The sequence below is a fragment of the Pseudarcicella hirudinis genome, assembly GCF_900115665.1.
Taxonomy (GTDB): Bacteria; Bacteroidota; Bacteroidia; order Cytophagales; family Spirosomataceae; genus Pseudarcicella; species Pseudarcicella hirudinis.
This window is the reverse complement of record NZ_FOXH01000013.1, coordinates 33,654-53,602: the sequence shown is the minus strand read 5'-3', so window position 1 is coordinate 53,602 and position 19,949 is coordinate 33,654. Positions and strand designations below refer to the sequence as shown.

18 protein-coding genes are annotated in these 19,949 nt (G+C 38.7%); 9 read left to right on the top strand and 9 right to left on the bottom strand.

The annotated features are described in order from the left end of the window. Nucleotides 1-106 precede the first annotated feature (106 nt). The 3 genes from BM179_RS19025 to BM179_RS19015 all read left to right on the top strand — a co-directional run bounded on the left by BM179_RS19025 (nucleotide 107) and on the right by BM179_RS19015 (nucleotide 3,178). Complete coding sequence (locus BM179_RS19025; protein WP_092018757.1) at nucleotides 107-1,087, top strand: glycosyltransferase; 981 nt, start codon at nucleotides 107-109, stop codon at nucleotides 1,085-1,087. A 68-nt stretch (nucleotides 1,088-1,155) separates the two neighbouring features. After that, nucleotides 1,156-2,076: a glycosyltransferase family protein gene (locus BM179_RS19020; protein WP_092018756.1), complete on the top strand. Its 921-nt coding sequence runs from the start codon at nucleotides 1,156-1,158 to the stop codon at nucleotides 2,074-2,076. 49 nt (nucleotides 2,077-2,125) lie between these two features. Further along, nucleotides 2,126-3,178 (top strand): glycosyltransferase family 4 protein, encoded by a 1,053-nt coding sequence (locus BM179_RS19015; protein WP_092018755.1) that lies wholly within the window; start codon nucleotides 2,126-2,128, stop codon nucleotides 3,176-3,178. 32 nt (nucleotides 3,179-3,210) lie between these two features. Here BM179_RS19015 and BM179_RS19010 read toward each other — a convergent pair whose 3' ends face one another. Next, nucleotides 3,211-5,043, bottom strand: a complete 1,833-nt coding sequence (locus BM179_RS19010; RefSeq protein ID WP_092018754.1) for an ABC transporter ATP-binding protein — start codon at nucleotides 5,041-5,043, stop codon at nucleotides 3,211-3,213. 242 nt (nucleotides 5,044-5,285) lie between these two features. Here BM179_RS19010 and BM179_RS19005 point away from each other — a divergent pair, with 242 nt between their 5' ends. Beyond that, entirely contained in the window at nucleotides 5,286-6,278 is a 993-nt protein-coding gene (locus tag BM179_RS19005; protein WP_092018753.1) for a glycosyltransferase family 9 protein, read from the top strand. Here BM179_RS19005 and BM179_RS19000 read toward each other — a convergent pair. The 3 genes from BM179_RS19000 to BM179_RS18990 all read right to left on the bottom strand — a co-directional run bounded on the left by BM179_RS19000 (nucleotide 6,268) and on the right by BM179_RS18990 (nucleotide 8,751). Then, nucleotides 6,268-6,756, bottom strand: coding sequence for an NADH-quinone oxidoreductase subunit C (locus BM179_RS19000; protein ID WP_092018752.1), 489 nt, complete (start codon nucleotides 6,754-6,756; stop codon nucleotides 6,268-6,270). The two genes, BM179_RS19005 and BM179_RS19000, sit on opposite strands and share 11 nt — an antisense overlap. Before the next feature lie 218 nt (nucleotides 6,757-6,974). Then, nucleotides 6,975-7,505, bottom strand: coding sequence for an NADH-quinone oxidoreductase subunit NuoB (gene nuoB, locus BM179_RS18995; RefSeq protein ID WP_092018751.1), 531 nt, complete (start codon nucleotides 7,503-7,505; stop codon nucleotides 6,975-6,977). A 79-nt stretch (nucleotides 7,506-7,584) separates the two neighbouring features. Next, nucleotides 7,585-8,751 carry a T9SS type B sorting domain-containing protein gene (locus BM179_RS18990; protein WP_092018750.1) on the bottom strand — a complete coding sequence of 389 codons (1,167 nt, stop codon included), beginning with the start codon at nucleotides 8,749-8,751 and terminating at the stop codon, nucleotides 7,585-7,587. Nucleotides 8,752-8,936: 185 nt separating this feature from the next. Here BM179_RS18990 and recG point away from each other — a divergent pair, with 185 nt between their 5' ends. Both recG and BM179_RS18980 read left to right on the top strand, forming a co-directional pair. Continuing rightward, on the top strand, nucleotides 8,937-11,033 hold the full coding sequence (gene recG / locus BM179_RS18985; RefSeq protein ID WP_092018749.1) for an ATP-dependent DNA helicase RecG: 2,097 nt from the start codon (nucleotides 8,937-8,939) through the stop codon (nucleotides 11,031-11,033). Between the two features lie 146 nt (nucleotides 11,034-11,179). Beyond that, complete coding sequence (locus BM179_RS18980) at nucleotides 11,180-11,713, top strand: DinB family protein (protein ID WP_092018748.1); 534 nt, start codon at nucleotides 11,180-11,182, stop codon at nucleotides 11,711-11,713. 129 nt (nucleotides 11,714-11,842) lie between these two features. Here the strand turns inward: BM179_RS18980 and BM179_RS18975 are convergent, their stop codons facing one another. The 3 genes from BM179_RS18975 to BM179_RS18965 all read right to left on the bottom strand — a co-directional run bounded on the left by BM179_RS18975 (nucleotide 11,843) and on the right by BM179_RS18965 (nucleotide 14,273). After that, a complete protein-coding gene (locus tag BM179_RS18975) occupies nucleotides 11,843-12,730 on the bottom strand; it encodes an NAD(P)-dependent oxidoreductase (RefSeq protein WP_262503436.1) in 888 nt (295 codons plus the stop codon). 28 nt (nucleotides 12,731-12,758) lie between these two features. Beyond that, nucleotides 12,759-13,577 carry a 4,5-DOPA-extradiol-dioxygenase gene (gene ygiD / locus BM179_RS18970; protein WP_092018864.1) on the bottom strand — a complete coding sequence of 273 codons (819 nt, stop codon included), beginning with the start codon at nucleotides 13,575-13,577 and terminating at the stop codon, nucleotides 12,759-12,761. A gap of 138 nt (nucleotides 13,578-13,715) precedes the next feature. Next, a complete protein-coding gene (locus tag BM179_RS18965; RefSeq protein WP_092018746.1) occupies nucleotides 13,716-14,273 on the bottom strand; it encodes a YqgE/AlgH family protein in 558 nt (185 codons plus the stop codon). Between the two features lie 184 nt (nucleotides 14,274-14,457). Here BM179_RS18965 and folK point away from each other — a divergent pair, with 184 nt between their 5' ends. The 3 genes from folK (at nucleotide 14,458) to BM179_RS18950 (ending at nucleotide 17,630) form a co-directional block, all read left to right on the top strand. After that, nucleotides 14,458-14,958, top strand: coding sequence for a 2-amino-4-hydroxy-6-hydroxymethyldihydropteridine diphosphokinase (folK, locus tag BM179_RS18960; RefSeq protein WP_092018745.1), 501 nt, complete (start codon nucleotides 14,458-14,460; stop codon nucleotides 14,956-14,958). Between the two features lie 21 nt (nucleotides 14,959-14,979). Then, entirely contained in the window at nucleotides 14,980-16,854 is a 1,875-nt protein-coding gene (locus BM179_RS18955) for a mucoidy inhibitor MuiA family protein (RefSeq protein WP_092018744.1), read from the top strand. Between the two features lie 182 nt (nucleotides 16,855-17,036). Continuing rightward, nucleotides 17,037-17,630, top strand: coding sequence for an RbsD/FucU domain-containing protein (locus tag BM179_RS18950; RefSeq protein ID WP_092018743.1), 594 nt, complete (start codon nucleotides 17,037-17,039; stop codon nucleotides 17,628-17,630). Between the two features lie 122 nt (nucleotides 17,631-17,752). On the opposite strand, the gene BM179_RS18945 is transcribed toward BM179_RS18950, so the two are convergent. Then, nucleotides 17,753-18,403, bottom strand: coding sequence for a sterol desaturase family protein (locus tag BM179_RS18945; protein WP_092018742.1), 651 nt, complete (start codon nucleotides 18,401-18,403; stop codon nucleotides 17,753-17,755). A gap of 176 nt (nucleotides 18,404-18,579) precedes the next feature. Beyond that, complete coding sequence (locus BM179_RS18940; protein ID WP_092018741.1) at nucleotides 18,580-19,902, bottom strand: NAD(P)/FAD-dependent oxidoreductase; 1,323 nt, start codon at nucleotides 19,900-19,902, stop codon at nucleotides 18,580-18,582. Nucleotides 19,903-19,949: the final 47 nt, after the last annotated feature.

Here is a 19,949-nt window from a genome sequence, read left to right as displayed (position 1 = left end):
GAAGAAAGTAATTTAAAATTTCGCAAACTACAACATTAGGCTGTTTTTAAATGTTTCTCAAAAGACTTTGTTACTTTTGCAGAAGATTAATTTATCTGAAAAATTCATGAATATTCTTATTTGCCAAAACTCCGTTTTGCCTGCTTTAAAATACGGAGGTACTGAGCGACTGATCTGGTGGTTAGGGAAGCAGCTTTCCCAAATGGGGCATAAAGTTAGTTTTTTGGCAGCAAAAGGTTCAACCTGTCCTTTCGCAGAAGTATTGGAATTTCAGGAAAATGTATCGATTGATGAACAAATTCCGGATTATATAGACGTGGTTCATCTGAACAATGAACCCGATCAGCCTCTCAAAAAGCCATATATTGTTACTATTCATGGAAATCGTAATAATTTTGAGGAATTTGATCTGAATTCAGTATTTGTTTCAAAAAATCACGCAAACAGATACCAGTCTGAGGCATTTGTATATAACGGAATTGACCTTGATGAGTACAGGATATCTGATTTTAACAAGAAACGTACTCACACTCACTTTCTTGCCAAAGCGGCCTGGCGTCTTAAAAATGTAAAAGGGGCTATTGAGCTTGCCAAAAGAAGCCATAATAAACTGGTTGTTCTGGGAGGAACCCGTTTGAATTTTAAGATGGGTTTCCGCTTTACCCCTGACCTTCATGTTCGTTTTTATGGCATGGTAGGCGGAGATCAAAAATTAAATCTTCTTTCCACTTCAAAAGCCTTGATTTTTCCGGTGTTATGGCACGAGCCTTTTGGATTAGCTATTATCGAAAGTCTTGTGACCGGGTCAGCCGTATTTGGTACACCTTACGGTTCTTTACCTGAACTGGTTCCGGAAGAAGTAGGTTTTTTGTCCAATTCTAAAGCTGAGCTGGTAAATCAATTAATGGATTTAGATAGATTTAAGCCTGAAATCTGTCGTGAATATGCCTCAGATAATTTTTCTATAAATCAAACAGCCATGGCATACCTTAGCTGTTATGAGAAGGTCCTGAATGGTAGAACGATCAATAGCAAGCCCCCGAAAGCTTTGGAAATTTCTCCCGGATTCTTAGGTCTTCACGAATAATTAACACTTTTTCACCGGTGCAGGAATAACAATGATTTAAAATCCTGATAAAATCACTCCCTTATATTATGACTAAAGCAACAATCAGCGGTTTTACAATGGTTAGAAATGCCACAAAGTATTATTTCCCGATTAAGGAATGTATTTTGTCGGCTTTACCTATTGTGGATGAATTTGTCATTGCTCTCGGGGAAGGTGACTTAAATGATAAAACAAGAGAAGAAATCCTTTCAATCGGAAGTGATAAAATCAAAATTATCGAAAGAGGACTATGGGATGAGCAGTTATACAAAGATGGCGGAATATTCAGACATGAAACTAACATCGCCAAAGAGCATTGCACCGGAGACTGGTGTTTGTATTTACAGGCAGATGAACTTATTCATGAAAAAGACTATCAGCTTATTCAGGATGCTGCGGATAAATACCTGGACAGAAAAGACGTAGATGGCTTTTTGTTCAACTATTATCATTTCTGGGGAGATTACGATCATTACATGGACTTCTACGGATGGTACCCTAATGAAATCCGGATTGTCAGAAACATTCCCGAAATTTCTTCCTATCTGGATGCTCAGTCTTTCAGAAGAACAGATAATACAAAGCTCAGGGTAATCGATTTACCGGCTTTTATTTATCATTACGGCTGGGTCAGACCCCCTAAAGTTATGGTGGATAAAAAAGGAGAACAGGATTCCATTCACAGAGGCGATGGCGATAACTCCCTGAAAAACAGCAATTATTCAGAATACGGACCAATGAAGATGATCCCATTATTCAAAGGAACGCATCCTTCGGTAATGAAAACAAAAATACAGGAGATTTTCTGGAAAGATCAACTGGACTTTACTTCTGATTCATTTAAAGACAGACAGGTTCATAAGCATGAAAAGACCAAGTATCTTATACTTACCTTCATAAAAAGAAATTTCTTCAAAAACCGGAAATTTCCTTTAGGCTGGAAAAACTGGAATATTATTTCAGAATAACGCTTTTACAAAAATTTCACAGGACTCTAATAACCCCATAATAGCTTAAATGTCGAACGATTTGCCTTTAGTAGTTTTTGATTGTGAACGTATGCGCTACGCCAATACAGGTTTGTATCACTATTGCCTGCAATTGGGGAATGCGATCAGAAATATACCTTCCGATCAATATGAAGTAGGTCTTTATGGTCCTGAGCAAGAGTTAATAAATCAAAAGCCTCCTGTTATCAAATGGCATTCTTTAAATAAATTCTGGTTCTGGAATATGCCCTCCCGGGCCAGAATATGGCATACTACTTATCAGAGTTCAAATTACGTTCCTTCCACTTCAAGGGTAAAAAAAATACTTACAATTCATGACCTGAACTTTCTCCATGAAATTGAAGATAACCCTGTGGCTGTTCAGAATCATATCAGAAAGCTTCAAAAAAACATCGATTGCTTTGATGCTTATATCTGTATTTCAGAATTTGCCAAAAATGACCTTCTAACTCACATTGATATCGGCAATAAACCTGTGCAGGTTATTTATAACGGTTGTAACAGACTGAATCATAATCCTGCTCCGGCAGTGATACAGCCGGAGAAACCGTTTATTTTCTCTCTGGGTTTTGTCAATGCAAAAAAGAATTTCCATGTTTTAATTCCTCTTTTACAAGGCAATGATTTTGAACTGGTGATCGCAGGAAAACATGATTCAGGCGATTATGTTCAGAAAATTATGGAAACTGCCACAAATTATGGTGTGGAGAAAAGAGTAAAACTGGTTGGCCCGATTTCAGAAAACGACAAAGCCTGGTATTTCAGAAATTGTTCTTTATTTGCGTTTCCTTCATTGGCAGAAGGTTTTGGATTACCGGTAGTAGAAGCTATGCAATTTGGCAAACCTCTTTTGTTATCGAAAAAGACTTCACTACCTGAAGTTGGCGGAGAAGTAGCCTGTTATTTTGAAGATGAAAGTCCTGAGGCTATGCAATTTGCTATGAAACTTGCATTATCCACAGCAAAAGAAAGGGAAAAAGATATAAAAACCAGAGCCGGTTTCTTTGACTGGCACGAAACAGCCTTGCAGCATCATCGGCTCTATCAATCAATGCTCTGAGAACCTACATAAACTTGTTTAGCAGGATCATGTTAATCCTGCATACTGCTAAGTTTTCTATAGGTTCCTCCTTCTACAGACAGAAGCGCATCATGCGTTCCTCTTTCTACGATTTTCCCCTGATGAATCACCAGAATCTCATCTGCATGCTGAATTGTACTCAAACGATGGGCAATTACCAAGGTAGTTCTGCTTTTCATCAGATTGGTCAGTGCTTCCTGCACCAGTTTCTCTGATTCAGTATCCAATGCAGAAGTGGCCTCATCAAGAATAAGAATCGGAGGATTTTTCACTACTGCCCGGGCTATGCTCAGTCGCTGACGCTGCCCGCCTGAAAGTTTTCCGCCACGATCTCCGATTAAGGTCTGATATCCTTCCGGCATCTGAGAAACAAATTGGTGAGCATTCGCAATTTTTGCTGCTTCAACCACCTGACTTTCCGTTACCTCTGAGCCAAATGCGATATTGTTAAAAACCGTATCATTAAACAGGATTGATTCCTGAGTAACAATTCCGATTTGTTTACTGAGTGAGCCTAACAAAATATGACGGATATCAACACCATCAATTAAAATCTGTCCTTCCTGAGGATCATAAAAACGTGGAACCAAATCGGCAATTGTAGATTTACCTCCACCGGAAGTACCAACCAATGCAACTGTTTTTCCTCTGGGAATGGTAAAGGAAATGTCATTCAGAACCTTCTTGCCATTTTCATAATAAAAGCTCACGTTCTTAAACGCTATTTCTTTAGAGAAAACTTCTAATTCCACAGCATCCGGAGCATTCTGAATAGCAGATTTTGTGTCAATTAATTCCAGGATTCTTTCAGCCGAGGCCCTCCCCCGCTGAATCCCGCTGAAAGCATCCGCGATGGCTTTTGCAGGTCGCATTACCTGTGAAAACAAGGCAATATAAGCAATAAAAGCTGAAGCTGTCAGGCTGGTATCATGGGCAATTACCAATGATCCTCCGTATAATAAAATTCCGGAAACAACTATTACACCCAACGTTTCAGAAACCGGAGAGGTCATTTCCTGGCGATAAACCATTTTTAAAAGCGAAGCTTTATATCCGTAATTTTCCTGTCTGAATCTGTCTGATACTACTTTCTCAGCATTAAATCCTTTAACGATCCTCATTCCGCCAAACACTTCATCAAGTGTGGAAATCATACCACTTTGTTTTTCCTGCACTTCTTTTGCCGCTTTCCTCAACTTTCTCGTAATCAATGAAATAGCACCTCCTGACAAAGGAAGGATCAACAGTGAAAAAAGTGTAAGTTTTACTGAAATGCCAAAAAGAAATATAAAAAACATGACCAATGAAAAAATCTCTTTTAAGGAAGCTGTAAAAGCTCGTCCTATCGAATTTTCAATTTCCTGTACATCTGTGGTAAGACGGGCCATAAGATTTCCTTTTCGCTCATTATTAAAAAAGCCGAAATGTAATCCGATTGTTTTTTCAAAAACTGCCTGACGTAATGAAGCAATGGTTTGCGCTTCAACTGTCTTTAAGATTCTTTGGGATAGGTATTTGAAGATATTTGATGACAATACCGAAATAATAATGGCACCACAGGCATATTGCAAAGCTCCCAAACGGCCGTATAATTGCAGCATCTGGTAAAAGTAGTAATTAAAAATGCCTGTGAAATAGTTACTGTCCAGCGAAAATTCCGGTTTTATTGAGTATTTCGAGAGATCTGATCCCTGAACCTGGTCAAATAATACATTTAACAGAGGGATCAATAAACTAAAATTTAAAACGCCGAAAAAGCTGGCTAGTAAGGAAAATAAAAAATAGGGGAAAGCAAATTTTTTAATTGACTCAGCGTATTGAAGTATGCGAAAATATGTTTTCAAATGTTTAAATATTTGTTTTATCAGATCAGTTAAAACCCGTTTCTTTCTCTAAAGTCAATTCTCTTCAGAAATATTTTTCACAAAATAACTAAAAATAAAGAACTTGCGGTAGTAATTGAATATTGAATGATAGCATGCATGAATAAATGGCTGATACTTTTCAACGTTAACCAGTACCTATTAATTCCATTTGCATATTTAACATTTTGAAAATCAGACATTCTATCATCAAAAACAAAAATATGACACGAATAATTATTAGTAGAACCGACAGTATTGGTGATGTTGTACTCACATTGCCCCTGGCGGGTTTACTGAAAAAACTATATCCTAGCTCAGAAATCTTTTTTCTGGGCAGCAATTATACCCGTGCCATAGTAGAAACCTCTCAGCATATTACCGGCTTTATCAGTTGGGATTCATTGAAGGAACTTTCGGAACCGGGAGCTATCAGTTTTCTGGAAAAACTCAACCTTGATACAATTATCCACGCTTTCCCTAATCGTAAGATTGCTAAAATAGCTTTCAAGGCAAAAATTCCTTTACGAATCGGGACTTCACACAGATGGTTCCACTGGATTTACTGTAATAAACTGCCCAATTTTTCCCGGAAAAACTCAAATCTGCATGAAGCTCAGTTAAATCTTAAACTTGCGGAACCTCTTGGAGCGGCATCCGATTATCCCTTGACAGAAATCATTGATTTATACGGGCTTAATAACATTACTTCTCTACCGGAAATCTGGAAAGATCAGATTGATACGGACAGGATTAACGTTATTCTGCATCCAAAATCTAAAGGGAGTGCCAGAGAATGGGGACTTGAGCGTTTCGGAGAACTGATAAAAATTCTGCCTGAAGAAAAATTCAAAATTTTCGTCAGTGGAACTGCGCAGGAAGGAGAACTATTAAAAGACTGGATACAACAATTTCCATCTGTTCATAACCTTACCGGAAAGTTAAGTCTTTCAGAATTTATTGCCTTTATTGCCTCTTCTGATGCCCTGGTAGCTGCCAGTACAGGTCCTGTTCATATTGCTGCAGCACTCGGAAAAAGAGCAATCGGTATTTATCCGCCAATGAGGCCTATTCACCCCGGACGTTGGAAGCCATTGGGAAAGAATGCTCTATTTCTGGCATTGGACAAAAATTGTGAAGATTGTAAAAAGACACAAAATTGCGAATGTATGAGAATGATTCAGGCAAATCAGGTGAAAAAACTACTTAATATTTAACCTGAATCCCATGATAGTATTCCTGTTCCTGATAATCTTTCCGGAGCGGGAAACCCACCCAGTCTTCCGGTAAAAGGATTCTCCTCAAATCAGGATGCCCTGTAAACTCAATACCTAATAAATCAAAAGCCTCCCTTTCATGCCAGTCGGCAGTACGCCAGATGTGACTTACAGTTGGTACTTTTGGTAAATCATCTCCTTCAACATTCCTCGGAAATTCCACCCGAATCATGATTTTGTCTTCAAAAGGAATAGAATAGAGGTTATAAATTACTTCCATTGTTCCTTTCACAGAACCATTATCCAGAGCAGTAATACAGGAAAGTAAGTCGAAGTAACAACCCTCATTCGCATGAAGAAGAGAGCAAACTTCCTCAACCTGATTCACAGGTACGGTAAGACACTGATGATCTTCATGAAGAATGACTTCTTCACCGAAGCGGGTTTGCAAAAGTATTTTTATTTCTGAAATTTTCATTGTATTGAAATAATAGCTTGTAACCACATAGGCATATAGGACACATAGATATCAGACTGTTTTGTAACCACATAGACATATAGGGCATATAGATATCAGGCCTTTTTGTAACCACATAGACGCATAGGGCACATAGATGTTAAACCTTTTTGTAACCACATAGACGCATAGGGCACATAGATATAACCACGCACAATAGGAATCAGGTCATCAGAATTTTACCCCTGAGAGGCCAATTCTTCTTCCATTTCCATAATAGCTTTGGGAGCAACCAGGCTTTCCGTTCTGATTTTTTCCTGTAATTTCAGAAAGCCTCCGATCAAAGCTTCCGGTCTTGGAGGACAACCCGGTACATAAACGTCCACCGGAATAATTCTATCCACACCTTTTACTACGTGGTAGCCATGTTCCCAGTAAGGTCCTCCGCAATTAGAGCAGCTTCCCATTGAAATAACATATCTAGGTTCAGGCATCTGCTCATAAAGACGGCGGATACGGTCTGCCATTTTAAAAGTAACGGTTCCGGCAACAATCATAACGTCTGACTGGCGGGGAGAAGGCCTGGGCATGATTCCGAATCTATCCAAATCATATCCTGAAGCAAAAGTCTGCATCATTTCAATGGCACAGCAGGCCAAGCCAAAACCCATAGGCCACAGCGAACTAAGTCTTGCCCAGTTAATTAAATCATCAACCTTGGTTATGACGATTCCACCCTCATTAAATTTTTGATCCAATAAACCTTTCATCCGCCTATTGCTTTCCTTTCAGAAAAGCCTCAAAATATGGTAAAACTGGTTACTATCCCATTAAAATTACATGGTAAAGTTACCTAATAATCGTGAGATAACCCGAAACAACAGGTACCTTTAAATTTGGCTTTATTACATAAAAATAAGTAGTAGCAGGTAAACGTTCTCCATTTATAATACCCGTAAAAGGTGTTCTGTAACCAACCGAATAGAAAATAGAATCTCCCCAACGGTTATAAATAGTTACCTCGCAATTACGATATTCATCTGCATCCAGGCCTTCTATCAACCAGGCATCGTTAATTCCGTCGCTATTCGGAGTAAAGGTATTTACGACAACCAGTTTGGTATTAACAAAAACCGTTACAGTTTCTTCTGCAAAACATCCGCTTGCAGGATTGGTTACTTTTAATTTAAATACGGTATTTTCAACAGGTGCTACAAAAGGTTCCGCTGCGTTTTTATTACTGATAGGGCTAGCTCTGTCATAGGTCCATTCATAAATCATTCCGGGTGGAGTAATACTTTTCAGTTGTACTGTATCTCCTCTGAAAATATTCAGATTATTCCCTAATAAAACCCTTGGATACGAAGAAACATGAGCATCCTGTGTTTTGGTAGAAACACATCCGTTCGGAGCGGTGTATGTATATGTTACAGGGAAAGTTCCATTTCCTGAAATAGCCGGATCAAATATACTGCCCGACATACCCACACCGCTAAAGGTTCCGCCGGTGGCCGGTTGCACATTACAAAGAATAATAAGGTCTCTTTTATTTACAGATCCTCCGCAAAAAGCAGGAATCGGATCAAATTGAATCACCGTAAGTTGATTCACTGTCACATTTACCGGATCAGAAAACCGTACATTATTATTGGCATCTGTAATTTCTAAAGTATAAACACCTGAACCCGATCCGCTGATAGTATATTCTGTCTCATTTGGGCCATTGATTATGGTAAACCCATTCCTTTTCCAGCGATAATCTTTTGCACCGGGGTAGGTGTTAGGTGCCGCTAATACAATTTTATCATCAGCACAGATCGTTGTCTTACCGGATGGATGTTTATTAATAATCTGAAAATCTGCCAGAGTTCCGGAAGGTTTTGAAACAGCCGGAAGCGGATTTTCAATATCCGGGAAAGAATATTCAGGAAAGATGGTTAAATCTGAAATCGCCCTTACGGGAAGACTGCTAACCAGAAGAAGAAACAATCCTTTCGGTAATAATTTTAGAAACATAAGTTTAAATTTTGAGTAATAAGTAATAGAATGAATGAGATTTATCTTGAAAAAATTACCTCAAAATAATAATAATTTCCCGTTAAAAACGAAAAAATCTCAGTCACCTTGCTTATTTCTACAAAATAACCGTAGAAATGTTTTCACAAATATACCTAAATTCACAGAATTTATATTCGTACTACATGCTCTCTAACTTTTTTAATACTAAAATAGAATTTCTCAAAGGGGTTGGTACTCAGCGTTCCGGGTTATTAAATACTGAACTTCAGATCTTTACTTTCGGAGATCTGATTCAACATTATCCTTTTCGTTATGAAGACCGCACCAAATTCCACAGAATTGCGGAACTCTACGAAGGCATGGAGGCTGCGCAGATCAAGGGAAGATTACGTTATTTTGAAACTATCGGAGAGGGTTTCAAAGAAAGGCTCGTTGCTCAGTTTTCAGACGGAACCGGAAGTATTGAACTGGTGTGGTTTCAGGGTGTAAAATGGCTGGAGAAAAATCTTAGAATAGGTACAGAATATATCATTTACGGAAAACCCACAGCATTTCAGGGTAAATTCCAGATATCTCATCCTGAAATGGACATACTTTCTGCCGAAAATGAAAAAGGCGGATATTATCAACCGGTTTACAATCTTACTGAAAAACTTCGCAAACGCTATATCGATTCCAAAACAATTGCGAACATGCAGCGTAACCTGCTTGAGCAGGCTTACGGACAAATCCGGGAAACTCTTCCTGACGCTCTTATGCAGAAGTTTAAACTTATCTCCAAAAGAGATGCTGTTTACAATATTCATTTGCCTCAATCAGAAGGATGGCTGCATCAGGCCAGAAGAAGGCTGAAATTTGAGGAGCTTTTTTACAATCAGCTGAGGCTTATCAAGCAAAAGTTATTACGAAGAACAGAATATGACGGCCAGGTTTTCAAAAGTGCCTCCCTCCTGACAGAGTTTTACAACAACCACCTGCCTTTTGAACTGACTGATGCTCAGAAAAAAGTGATTAAAGAGATTTTTGCCGACATGAAAACCGGAAAACAAATGAACCGGCTCTTACAGGGAGACGTTGGTTCCGGGAAAACAATTGTGGCATTTATCTGCATGTTATTAGCGATCGATAATGGTGCACAGGCCTGCATTATGGCTCCTACCGAAATTCTGGCAGATCAGCATTTTCAGGGATTAAAGCCTTTTGCCGACTCGTTAGGTATTCCGATTGCTAAATTAACCGGCTCTTCCAGAAAAAAAGCCAGAACAGAAATTCACGAAAATCTGCTTAATGGCTCACTGAAAATAATTGTCGGAACACACGCCTTACTGGAAGATGTAGTTCAGTTTCAAAACCTTGGTTTGTGTGTAATTGATGAACAGCATCGTTTTGGTGTGGCGCAGCGAGCCAAACTTTGGGAGAAGAATAAACATATTCATCCCCATATTCTGGTAATGACGGCCACTCCTATTCCCCGAACATTAGCCATGACCATTTTCGGAGACCTCGATGTATCAGTAATCGATCAGCTTCCCGCAGGTCGTAAGCCAATAAAAACTGTCCACCGATACGATTCACACCGATTGACTGTTTTCGGATTTTTAAGAGAAGAAATCAACAAAGGCAGACAGGTTTATATCGTTTATCCGCTTATTGAGGAATCTGAGAAAATGGACTACAAAGATTTGATGGACGGCTATGAAAGTGTAGCAAGAGCCTTTCCTGAGTTTCAGGTCAGTATCGTTCATGGTAAAATGAAAGCGGCCGACAAGGATTTTGAAATGGCCAGGTTTGTCAGAGGAGAAACACAGATTATGGTAGCAACCACTGTTATTGAAGTAGGCGTTAATGTTCCTAATGCTTCAGTAATGGTAATTGAAAGTGCCGAAAAATTTGGTTTGTCTCAATTGCACCAGTTAAGAGGCCGGGTGGGACGGGGAGCCGAGCAGAGTTTTTGCATCCTGATGACGGACGTAAAGCTTTCCAGAGACAGCCGTACCCGTCTTGAAACAATGGTCAGAACCACCGATGGTTTTGAAATTGCAGATGTAGACCTCCAGCTTCGCGGTCCCGGCGACCTTTCCGGTACGCAGCAAAGTGGTATTATTGACCTTTTAATTGCCGATTTAGCCAAAGATGGCGAAATCCTGAGAGTAGCCCGTGAAACTGTTACAGAAATATTAACTGAAGATCCGGAACTGGAGAATCCTGCCAATCTGGTTATCAGAGAACAGGTAACCACGCTGGGGGCTAACGAAACCAACTGGTCAAAAATCAGCTGACAGAGGCTTTAAATACCCTTAAATTCCTGCTTTTTTCAAATATTTAACCTCCCCCGAAATAAATAAGAAGCCTCCAAATACCTACTGACATAGGGCTGTCACTATGCTGTATTTACTTTGTAACATCAAACTAAACAACAATAACTATGTTACAGACAGCACTTAAAAACACTGAATCAACATTGGGTTCATTATTGAAAGATTATTCTTCTTACAACTTATGGGCTAATAAAAAACTGGTTGAGTGGTTGAAATCAAAACCCTCATATCTGATGGAAAATGAAATTCCTTCCAGTTTTTCAAGCATTAAATTAACACTTTTACATATTTCAAAAACAGAGAGCTGGTGGCTTGGAAATTTGAAAAAATTACAGCCTGAATTAGATTTCCGACAAACTTACCAGGACTCCGTAGAAGAGGCTTTTGAAAGATTTATTAAACAATCCGAGGAATTAGACTACTTTATCCAGTCTCTTGATGAAAATGAATTAGCTGAAAACTGTGATTTTTCAATTCCTTTTGTGGGCGATTTCTCACGCCCAAGAACAGAACTTATTCAACATTGCATGAATCATAGTACCTATCACCGTGGACAGGTCGTAACAATCGGGCGCAATCTGGATTTAACTGATGCACCTATGACGGATTACATGTTTTACCTCCTTATGGCAAAATTCTAACCGCTTACCTCTAAACCTGATTCAATCCATCAATTATCCGACGGGTTGAATATAGAAATGTCCCGATGTGAAAACAGATTCACCATCCGGGACATTTCATTTTCATGCCGGTTTTATAACATTCTGACTTTACAATCCTGCATCATCCGCAGCACCCTGAGCCAAACCCGTCCAATCCCAATGTTCTCTTCCTTTAGCCAATCCTGAAATGAGACGTTGCTGAACAATATTGGCAAAAGGCATCGGCGTTTTTCCCAGTAAGGCCGTATCAAGTACCAGGTTCAGGTCTTTCAATCCCAAAGGCAATCTGAATCCTACATTTTCATCATATTTATTGACAGCAATAGCCTTTCCGTAATTCTGATAAATCGGGCAGGCAAATAAAGTTTGTCCAAACATTTCAGAAATATCCTGCCTGCTTACGCCATTTTTTTCTGCCATAGTATAAGCTTCAGACATTGCTTCTATTGCGGCAGAAATCATGAAATTTCCGGCAAGTTTAACAACATTAGCTGCCCCCGGATCCTCTCCAAAATCAAAAATACCTTTGGCTGCACCGGCCAGGATCAAAGGTTTTGCGTCTTCTTTTGCCTGATTTGGTCCTGAAATAGCAATATTCCCAATTCTTGCAGCCATCGCTTCCGGTCTTCCGAAAATCGGAGCAGCCACATAATCTACGCCAAATTGCTGATGCTGTATCGATAGCTTTCTGGATGTTTCAGGAGAAATAGTACTCATTGAAATGTGTAAACCTTCAGCTCCTAAAGACTCAATTGCTGCATCAGTACATATTCCGAGCAAAGCTTTGTCATCAGCCAAAACAGTAATCAGAACATCTTTCCCCTGAGTTGCTTCCTGAGGAGTGGAAGCCAGTTTAGCACCTGCCTCCGCAAGCGGTTTTGCTTTTTCCGGGGTTCTGTTATAAACTGTAACATCGTACCCGGCTTTGATAAGGTTTAAAGCAATCGGAAATCCGAGATTTCCGATACCAATAAATGCAATTTTTGTCATAACTATCGATTTGAATAAAGCCGGATTGTTTTATTTATCCGATCTGGAAACACCGCATACTGATAGAACCTATGTTTTCTTCATAGGTAAATTTTATTTCTTCATCCGGCTCAGTCAGCCCCAATGTATAAAGCATCGGGATATAGTGATCGGGTGTAGGAATTGCCATAGCTGCAGCTTTTCCCTGCTTTTCATAATTAATCAAGCTCCGGAAATCCTTGTTAATTATCATTTCTTTTGACCAATCGTCAAATTCTATCGTCCAGTCATAGGGAGTGCCGTCTTTTCTTCCAAAAAACATACGCAGGTTATGTACAATATTTCCACTTCCTATAATTAAAACACCTTTATCCCTTAAAGATTTAAGTCTTTCCGCCAGATTAAAATGGTATTCCATCGGGCGGTAATAATCGATACTCAATTCAAAAACAGGAATGTCTGCATCAGGATAAATATGTTTTAAAATTGTCCAGGCACCGTGGTCCAAACCCCAATCCGTATCTTCCTTTGCTTCAGGCAGTAATTCTTCCACGACTCTGGCAAATTCCGGGGAACCGCTGGCAGGATATTTTACCTGAAACAGTTCTTCAGGAAAACCTCCGAAATCGTAAATAATTTTGGGTTTTGGAGAAATATTTACAAAAGTTCCTCTTGAAAGCCAGTGCGCCGAAACTACTAAAATAGCATTGGGTTTATATTTTTCACGTAAAGACTTACCAAGATTCTGAAGGCTGTGGGTAAATGGATTATCCAGAATAGCATTCATCGGATTTCCATGGCCAATAAACAGGACAGGCATTTTTTCAGTCCTGTTATAAGCCTCAGCAACTGATTTCAAGTGAGTTAGATTCATGAATTTATTGATAGAAGGGACAGAAATCCCGGATAATACTAAAAATTCTCTGCGATCCATTTCATTCTGTTATATGATAATAATGATCCGTTTTCCACTGACTGGTCAGTGTATATTGAAAACAATTTATTATTCATATTAATTCAGGCTGGGATCTACAGGGTAATTTGATAAAACCTTAAAATCTCCTCCCATTTCCCTCAGAATACTTCTCCAGAAATTTTCAGCCGGAGTATTAAAGATAAACTCTGCCGAATTTTTTGATACAATCCATGAATCCTGTTTTAATTCTCCTGCAAGTTGCCCAGAATCCCATCCGGAGTAACCAATGAAGCAGCGAATATCCTGAGCTGTCAGTACTCCGTTATTCAGTAATTTCTTAACATCCTCAAATTTACCTCCCCAATAAAGTCCTTCCAGAATTTCAGTTCCGCCTTCTATAACATCCGGTCGATTGTGGATAAAATGCAAAGTATTAGGCTGAACCGGGCCACCTGCAAAAAGGGGAATATCCGGATAAATATTCTCTTCAAGAACATCATCCAGATGTAAGCTCATTTTGTGGTTAAGTACTAATCCAAAGGATCCCTGTTCATTATGGTCACAAATCAAAACGACACTTCTCTCGAAATTCGGATCCTTAAGAAACGGTTCCGAAATCAATAAACAGCCTTTTACGATTATCTGATTTTTCATTTGAAATTATTCAATATTATAAATATATATACGCAAAATAATGGGTGGAATTATCTTTCACTGATAGTTTTTATATCTCAGACCTTTTTTGGCCCTCATCGTTTAGTTTATCAATGCAGTTTAACATTCCATCTATTTATGCAATATTTGCCTGAACCTAAATTACTTTATTATTAAAAATAACATGTTAGAGACAAATCTCCAAAAAGTATATCTTCTCCTCGGAGCCAATCTTGGAAACAGGGAAGAAACCCTTCAAAAAGCAATAAGTCTTCTAAACGAACAGATCGGACCAGTTTCAAAACAATCTCATTTATACGAAACTGCTCCCTGGGGCAAAACCGATCAGCCCGGCTTCCTTAATTTAGCCCTTGAACTGACATCTGAAAAAACGGCTCAGGAATTACTTTCCCTTACCCAATCTATTGAAAGTCAGCTGGGAAGAGTAAGGCATGAAAAATGGGGTGCACGTTTAATAGACATAGATATTCTGTATTTTGGAGAATTAATCTCAAATTTCGACAATCTTACCCTGCCTCATCCGTTTATTCAGGAGCGTAGATTTGTACTTGTTCCGCTGGAAGAAATCGCTCCTGAATTCATCCATCCGGTTTTCAAAAAAACGACCAGAGAATTACTGATTTCCTGTCCGGATTCCTCGGAAGTAACAAAAGTTTTACATTAAATAAATCTTATTAAACTGCCCATGAAAAAAATCCTCATTTTAGGTTTCTTCGTCTATTCCGGCACTTTAGCTCAAAACCCGAAGGAAGTCCCTCTCGATTCGAAAATTGAGAATGTTACAGTATTTCTCAATGGAGCACAGGTAACCAGAACAGCTAAAACCTCATTGGAAAGTGGGAAAACTGTTCTTGTGTTTAAAGGAATTTCCCAGCAAATTGATAAAAACAGCATTCAGGTTAAAGGTTCCGGAAAGTTTACTGTCAATTCAATTGTTCATCAGTTAAACAACAAAAGAGAACAAACCCGTCAGGACGAGATTGCCAGGCTCGGGAACCAGAAAGAAACGTTTGAGGATAAAATCAAATCACTCAGGAATAGCCTTATCGTCTATAAAAGAGAGGAAGAAATGCTGGTAAAAAATCAAAGTGTTGCAGGAACGTCGACTGGTTTAAAGATAACAGATTTTAAGGAAGCCATAGAATTTCAGCGTGTTCGCATGCAGGAAGTAATGAACAAACAGCTTGAAATTGAACGGGAAATCGCTAAAGTTGAAAAAGATATCAGGAAAGTCAATCAACAGCTTACGGTAATAACTATTGCCAAAGACCAGACAACTTCAGACATTCTTGTTACGATTTCGAGTAAAGAAACCATACCCAATACTGCTTTTTCATTAAGTTATTTTGTAAAAGATGCCTTATGGAAACCTACCTATGATGTTCGGGTTGATCAGATTTCCGAACCGCTCAACTTAGTCTACAAAGCAAATGTTTATCAGTTTTCAGGGGAAGACTGGAAAGAGGTAAAACTCCGATTATCTACTGCTAATCCTAACCAAAACGGAACACCTCCTGTTTTAGAAAACTGGTACTGGGGAAAAATTAATAACTACAGCAGTTATTTCAAAGATAAAGGATCAGCTCCGGAAATCATTACCGAGGTAAGCGGACAGGTAACAGATGGAAAAGGACAAAGTATTCCGGGTGTATCTGTGCAGTTAAAAGGTTCATCTTTAGGTACTGTTTCTGATGCAGATGGTTTTTATCACCTCAATATTCCACCCAACTCTACCCTCAGAATGCTTACATTTTCATCGGTAGGATATTCAAGCCATGATGAATATATCAGAAATAATAAAGTTGACGTGAGTTTAACGGAAAGCACCAATCAATTACAGGAAGTAGTCGTGGCTGGTTATGGTGCTGAGAGAAAGTTTTCTAGTGCAGCTACCGGTATTTCAATTAAAAAAGGAGGCTCAATGCCCATTCAGATTGAGGAAAAAGAAGCTCCTACGAGTCAGTCTTTTGACATATTGATGCCCTATACCATTCCATCTGACGGGAAAGTTTATACCGTTGATATTAAGGAAGAAAACATTCCTGCCGTTTATGAATATTATGCCGTCCCTAAAATCGACCGTGATGCTTTTTTGACGGCTCATGTATTAAACTGGGAAAAATACAAATTGCTGGAAGGGGATATCAACCTGTATTTTGAAGGAACATTTCTGGGAAAATCTACCCTTAGCTTACCAAATAGTGATACCCTGGATTTTGCCTTAGGGAGAGATAAAAATGTTCTGATTTCAAGGGTTAAACAAAAAGAGTTTACCAAAAAGCAATTTATCGGTAATTCTAAAACCGATCAGCTTGCTTATGAAATCGTAGTGAGAAATACCAAAAACAAAGCCATAAATCTGACGCTTGACGATCAGTTTCCTTTAACAAACAGTAAAGAAATTGACGTGTATAATAAAGAAGCCAAAGAAGCAGAAATAAATAATGAAACCGGAAAAATTACCTGGAAGATTTCATTAGACCCCGCAAAGGAGAAGAAAGTCAATTTCAGTTATTCAGTAAAATATCCAAAATCCGGCTTTATTGAAAGAGCAGACTAATTTGAAAGGCTTCTAATCCATGCTCTCTGGCACACAGAGCATAAATTTAAATAGGTAAGGCAGGTGAGCCGTGAGCCTCGGACCACGGTGAAGGCCATTCAGATACAAGAAAATATGCTTACTTTGCTTTCAAAAACATGTGCGATTCAAACAAGGCAAATGTTATTAAATAACTTTTCAATATGAACTTTCCGCTATTTACCAAAAGAAGCTGTCTTCTGTTACTAATGATTTCATTATCGGCAATAAGCTGTAATAAACATCATAAATCCGAGGCTACTTGTCGCTCAGAGGAAAAACAATGGCAGAATAAGCTGAAAGAAGAGCTTCCTCTGCTCGGGCATAGAAATTGGATCCTGGTAGTAGACAAAGCCTTTCCATTACAGACAGCTCAGGGAATAGAAGTCATCAATACCAATGAGAACTTAAAAGAGGTACTCAGATTTGTATTAAGTAATATCACCGAATCAAGCCATGTAAAACCTAACATTTATACAGATAAGGAACTTGATTTCTTACATGAATCCCAGGTAAAAGGAGTGGATCGTTATAAGCAGGATTTAAAAGAAATTATTAAAGGGCATCCGGTACAGAATATATTACACGATTCAGTATTTGTTAATATCGACCGCGCTTCAAAATTATTTAAGATTCTGGTATTAAAAACAAATGAAACGATACCGTATTCATCCGTCTTCCTGCAGTTGGATTGCAAATACTGGCAGCCTGATCAGGAAGCAGATTTGAGAAAACTCATTAAAAATAATAAGCAATAATGTCTGGTGATATCTTTCATTCATTTAAGATCGGATATTGAAAACGCAGACCAATCTGAAAGGCTTAAAATCAAAAAGGCTTCCAAAGCAGATCCGGAAGCCTTTTTAAAATGTATATTTTCTTACAAATTCTCTGAAACTTTGTTTTTATCCATTGTATCCATCGTTCCGAAAACATAATCCCAGATCGGAGAAGATACCCCAAATACAGCATTTCCATCCTTATAATGATGAACAGCGTGGTTAATCCACAATTGCTTCATAAAGTTCTTTGGAGGCGCATAAGCATGAATTGAATAATGTACCAGCAAATATCCGGCATATCCCCAGATAAATCCCGGGAAGAATGCATAAGCACCCTCACCCATTAAAACAAAGAATATAGCAAACAAGGTTGAAGCAACAATTATTGCCAAAATCGGAGGCATTGCCAAACGGGTTTTGTCTTTAGGATATTCATGATGTACACCATGAGTAGTATATTGAAACTTAGCCCTTGCCTCAGTGGTAGGTTCGATATGATACACACTTCTGTGTACCCAATATTCTACAAATGTAAAAGTAATTAAACCGCTCGCAAACAAGATCCCGATGGTCATATTTGAGAAATCAGTATGTGTAAATGCATACCAGCCTAAAGCCGCACCAGTCACAAAAAACATCGTTACAGGTATAGAAATATGTGTACGCGATAGTTTTTCTAATATTGGATTTTCAAACAATTGCTTGGTTCCGGTATTTTTAGGTCTCACCTTTTTTTGATTCGCTTCCATAAAATTTTTGGATTTATCTTATAAAAAACGCATATAATGCTTTATTCCGTTGTATTTTGAGTACAAAGATACTCACTTAAAAATTATGAGTTATCAGATATTGAATGATTTTTATCATTTTTTCTATAACTTAATATTCATCAGTGGCAGAATCTCGTGGAAAAGCCATGATATTGCTATAAAATTGAGGGATGATCGTCGTCCGTTTTAGGAAACTTTGCCCGTATTATTAATCTTAGCGATTGGTCATAAGTTATATAATTCCAAAGCCAGTTAATAAAAATCAAGAGTCTGTTCTTCACCCCGACAATAGACATCAGGTGTACAAACATCCAGGTCAGCCAGGCAAAAAAGCCCTGGAATTTCCAGAAAGGCAAGTCCACTACTGCCAGATTTCGCCCTACTGTTGCCATAGAACCCAAATCTTTGTACTCAAACATTTTCAGACTTTCTCCTCTTTTCAGCTTTTTAAGATTTTCTGAAAGTAATTTCCCCTGCTGAATCGCTGCCTGTGCTAGTTGCGGATGTCCGTTAGGATATTTCTCTTCCGCCATTAATGCCACATCTCCCAACGCAAATATATTCTGATAACCTTCCACCTGATTATAACGATTCACTTTCAGGCGTCCTCCTCTGGCAACTACCTCCGGATTCAGTCCTTCTATAAAATTCGCTTTTACTCCTGCCGCCCAAACCAGATTGTCCGTACGGATAGTTTCTCCGGTAGCAAGTTTTACAAACTTCCCGTCAAAATCCACTACACGGGTATTAAGTCTGACATTTACCCCCAGTTTTTTCAAATATTCTTCAGATTTCACCTGAGAAGGTTTTGACATTGGCCCCAGCAACTCAGCTCCGGACTCAATCAATGTCACCTGCATCAGATCAAAGTTTAATTCCGGATATTCTTTTGGCAAAATCGCTTTTTTCATTTCCGCAAGTGTTCCGGAAATCTCCACACCTGTCGGTCCTCCTCCTACTACCACTACATTTATTAATCCGACACTTTCCTCAGCACTTTCCACTACCAAAGCCCTTTCAAGATTTTCCAGCAGACGGTTTCTCAAGCCAAGTGCTTCATTCACCGACTTCATAGGCAGAGAGCGCTCCTGAATATTTTTCATGCCAAAGAAATTGGTATCAGCACCAATAGAAAGTACCAGATAATCATAGCCGATCAATCCGAGTCTGGTTTCAATCTGATTGGTCTCAGGTAATAATTTTGTTACCTCTGTGATTCTTATGTGGACATTTCTCTTATTCTGAAAAATCTTTCTGAGTGGGAAGGCGATTGAAGAAGGTTCAAGACCTGCAGTGGCAACCTGATAAAATAATGGCTGAAATTGATGAAAATTGTTTTTATCAAGAATAACTACCTGAAAATCATCATTTGCGGCAAGTTTCTGGGCTAATGCCAAACCACCAAAACCAGCTCCTACAATAACTACTCTTTTTGAGGGTGAACCATTCTGGTTAGTTTCCGGGATATTAGGATGCATAAAATTCTAAAGTTCGTGATAAATCAGTTTAATAAAATTTCATTTGA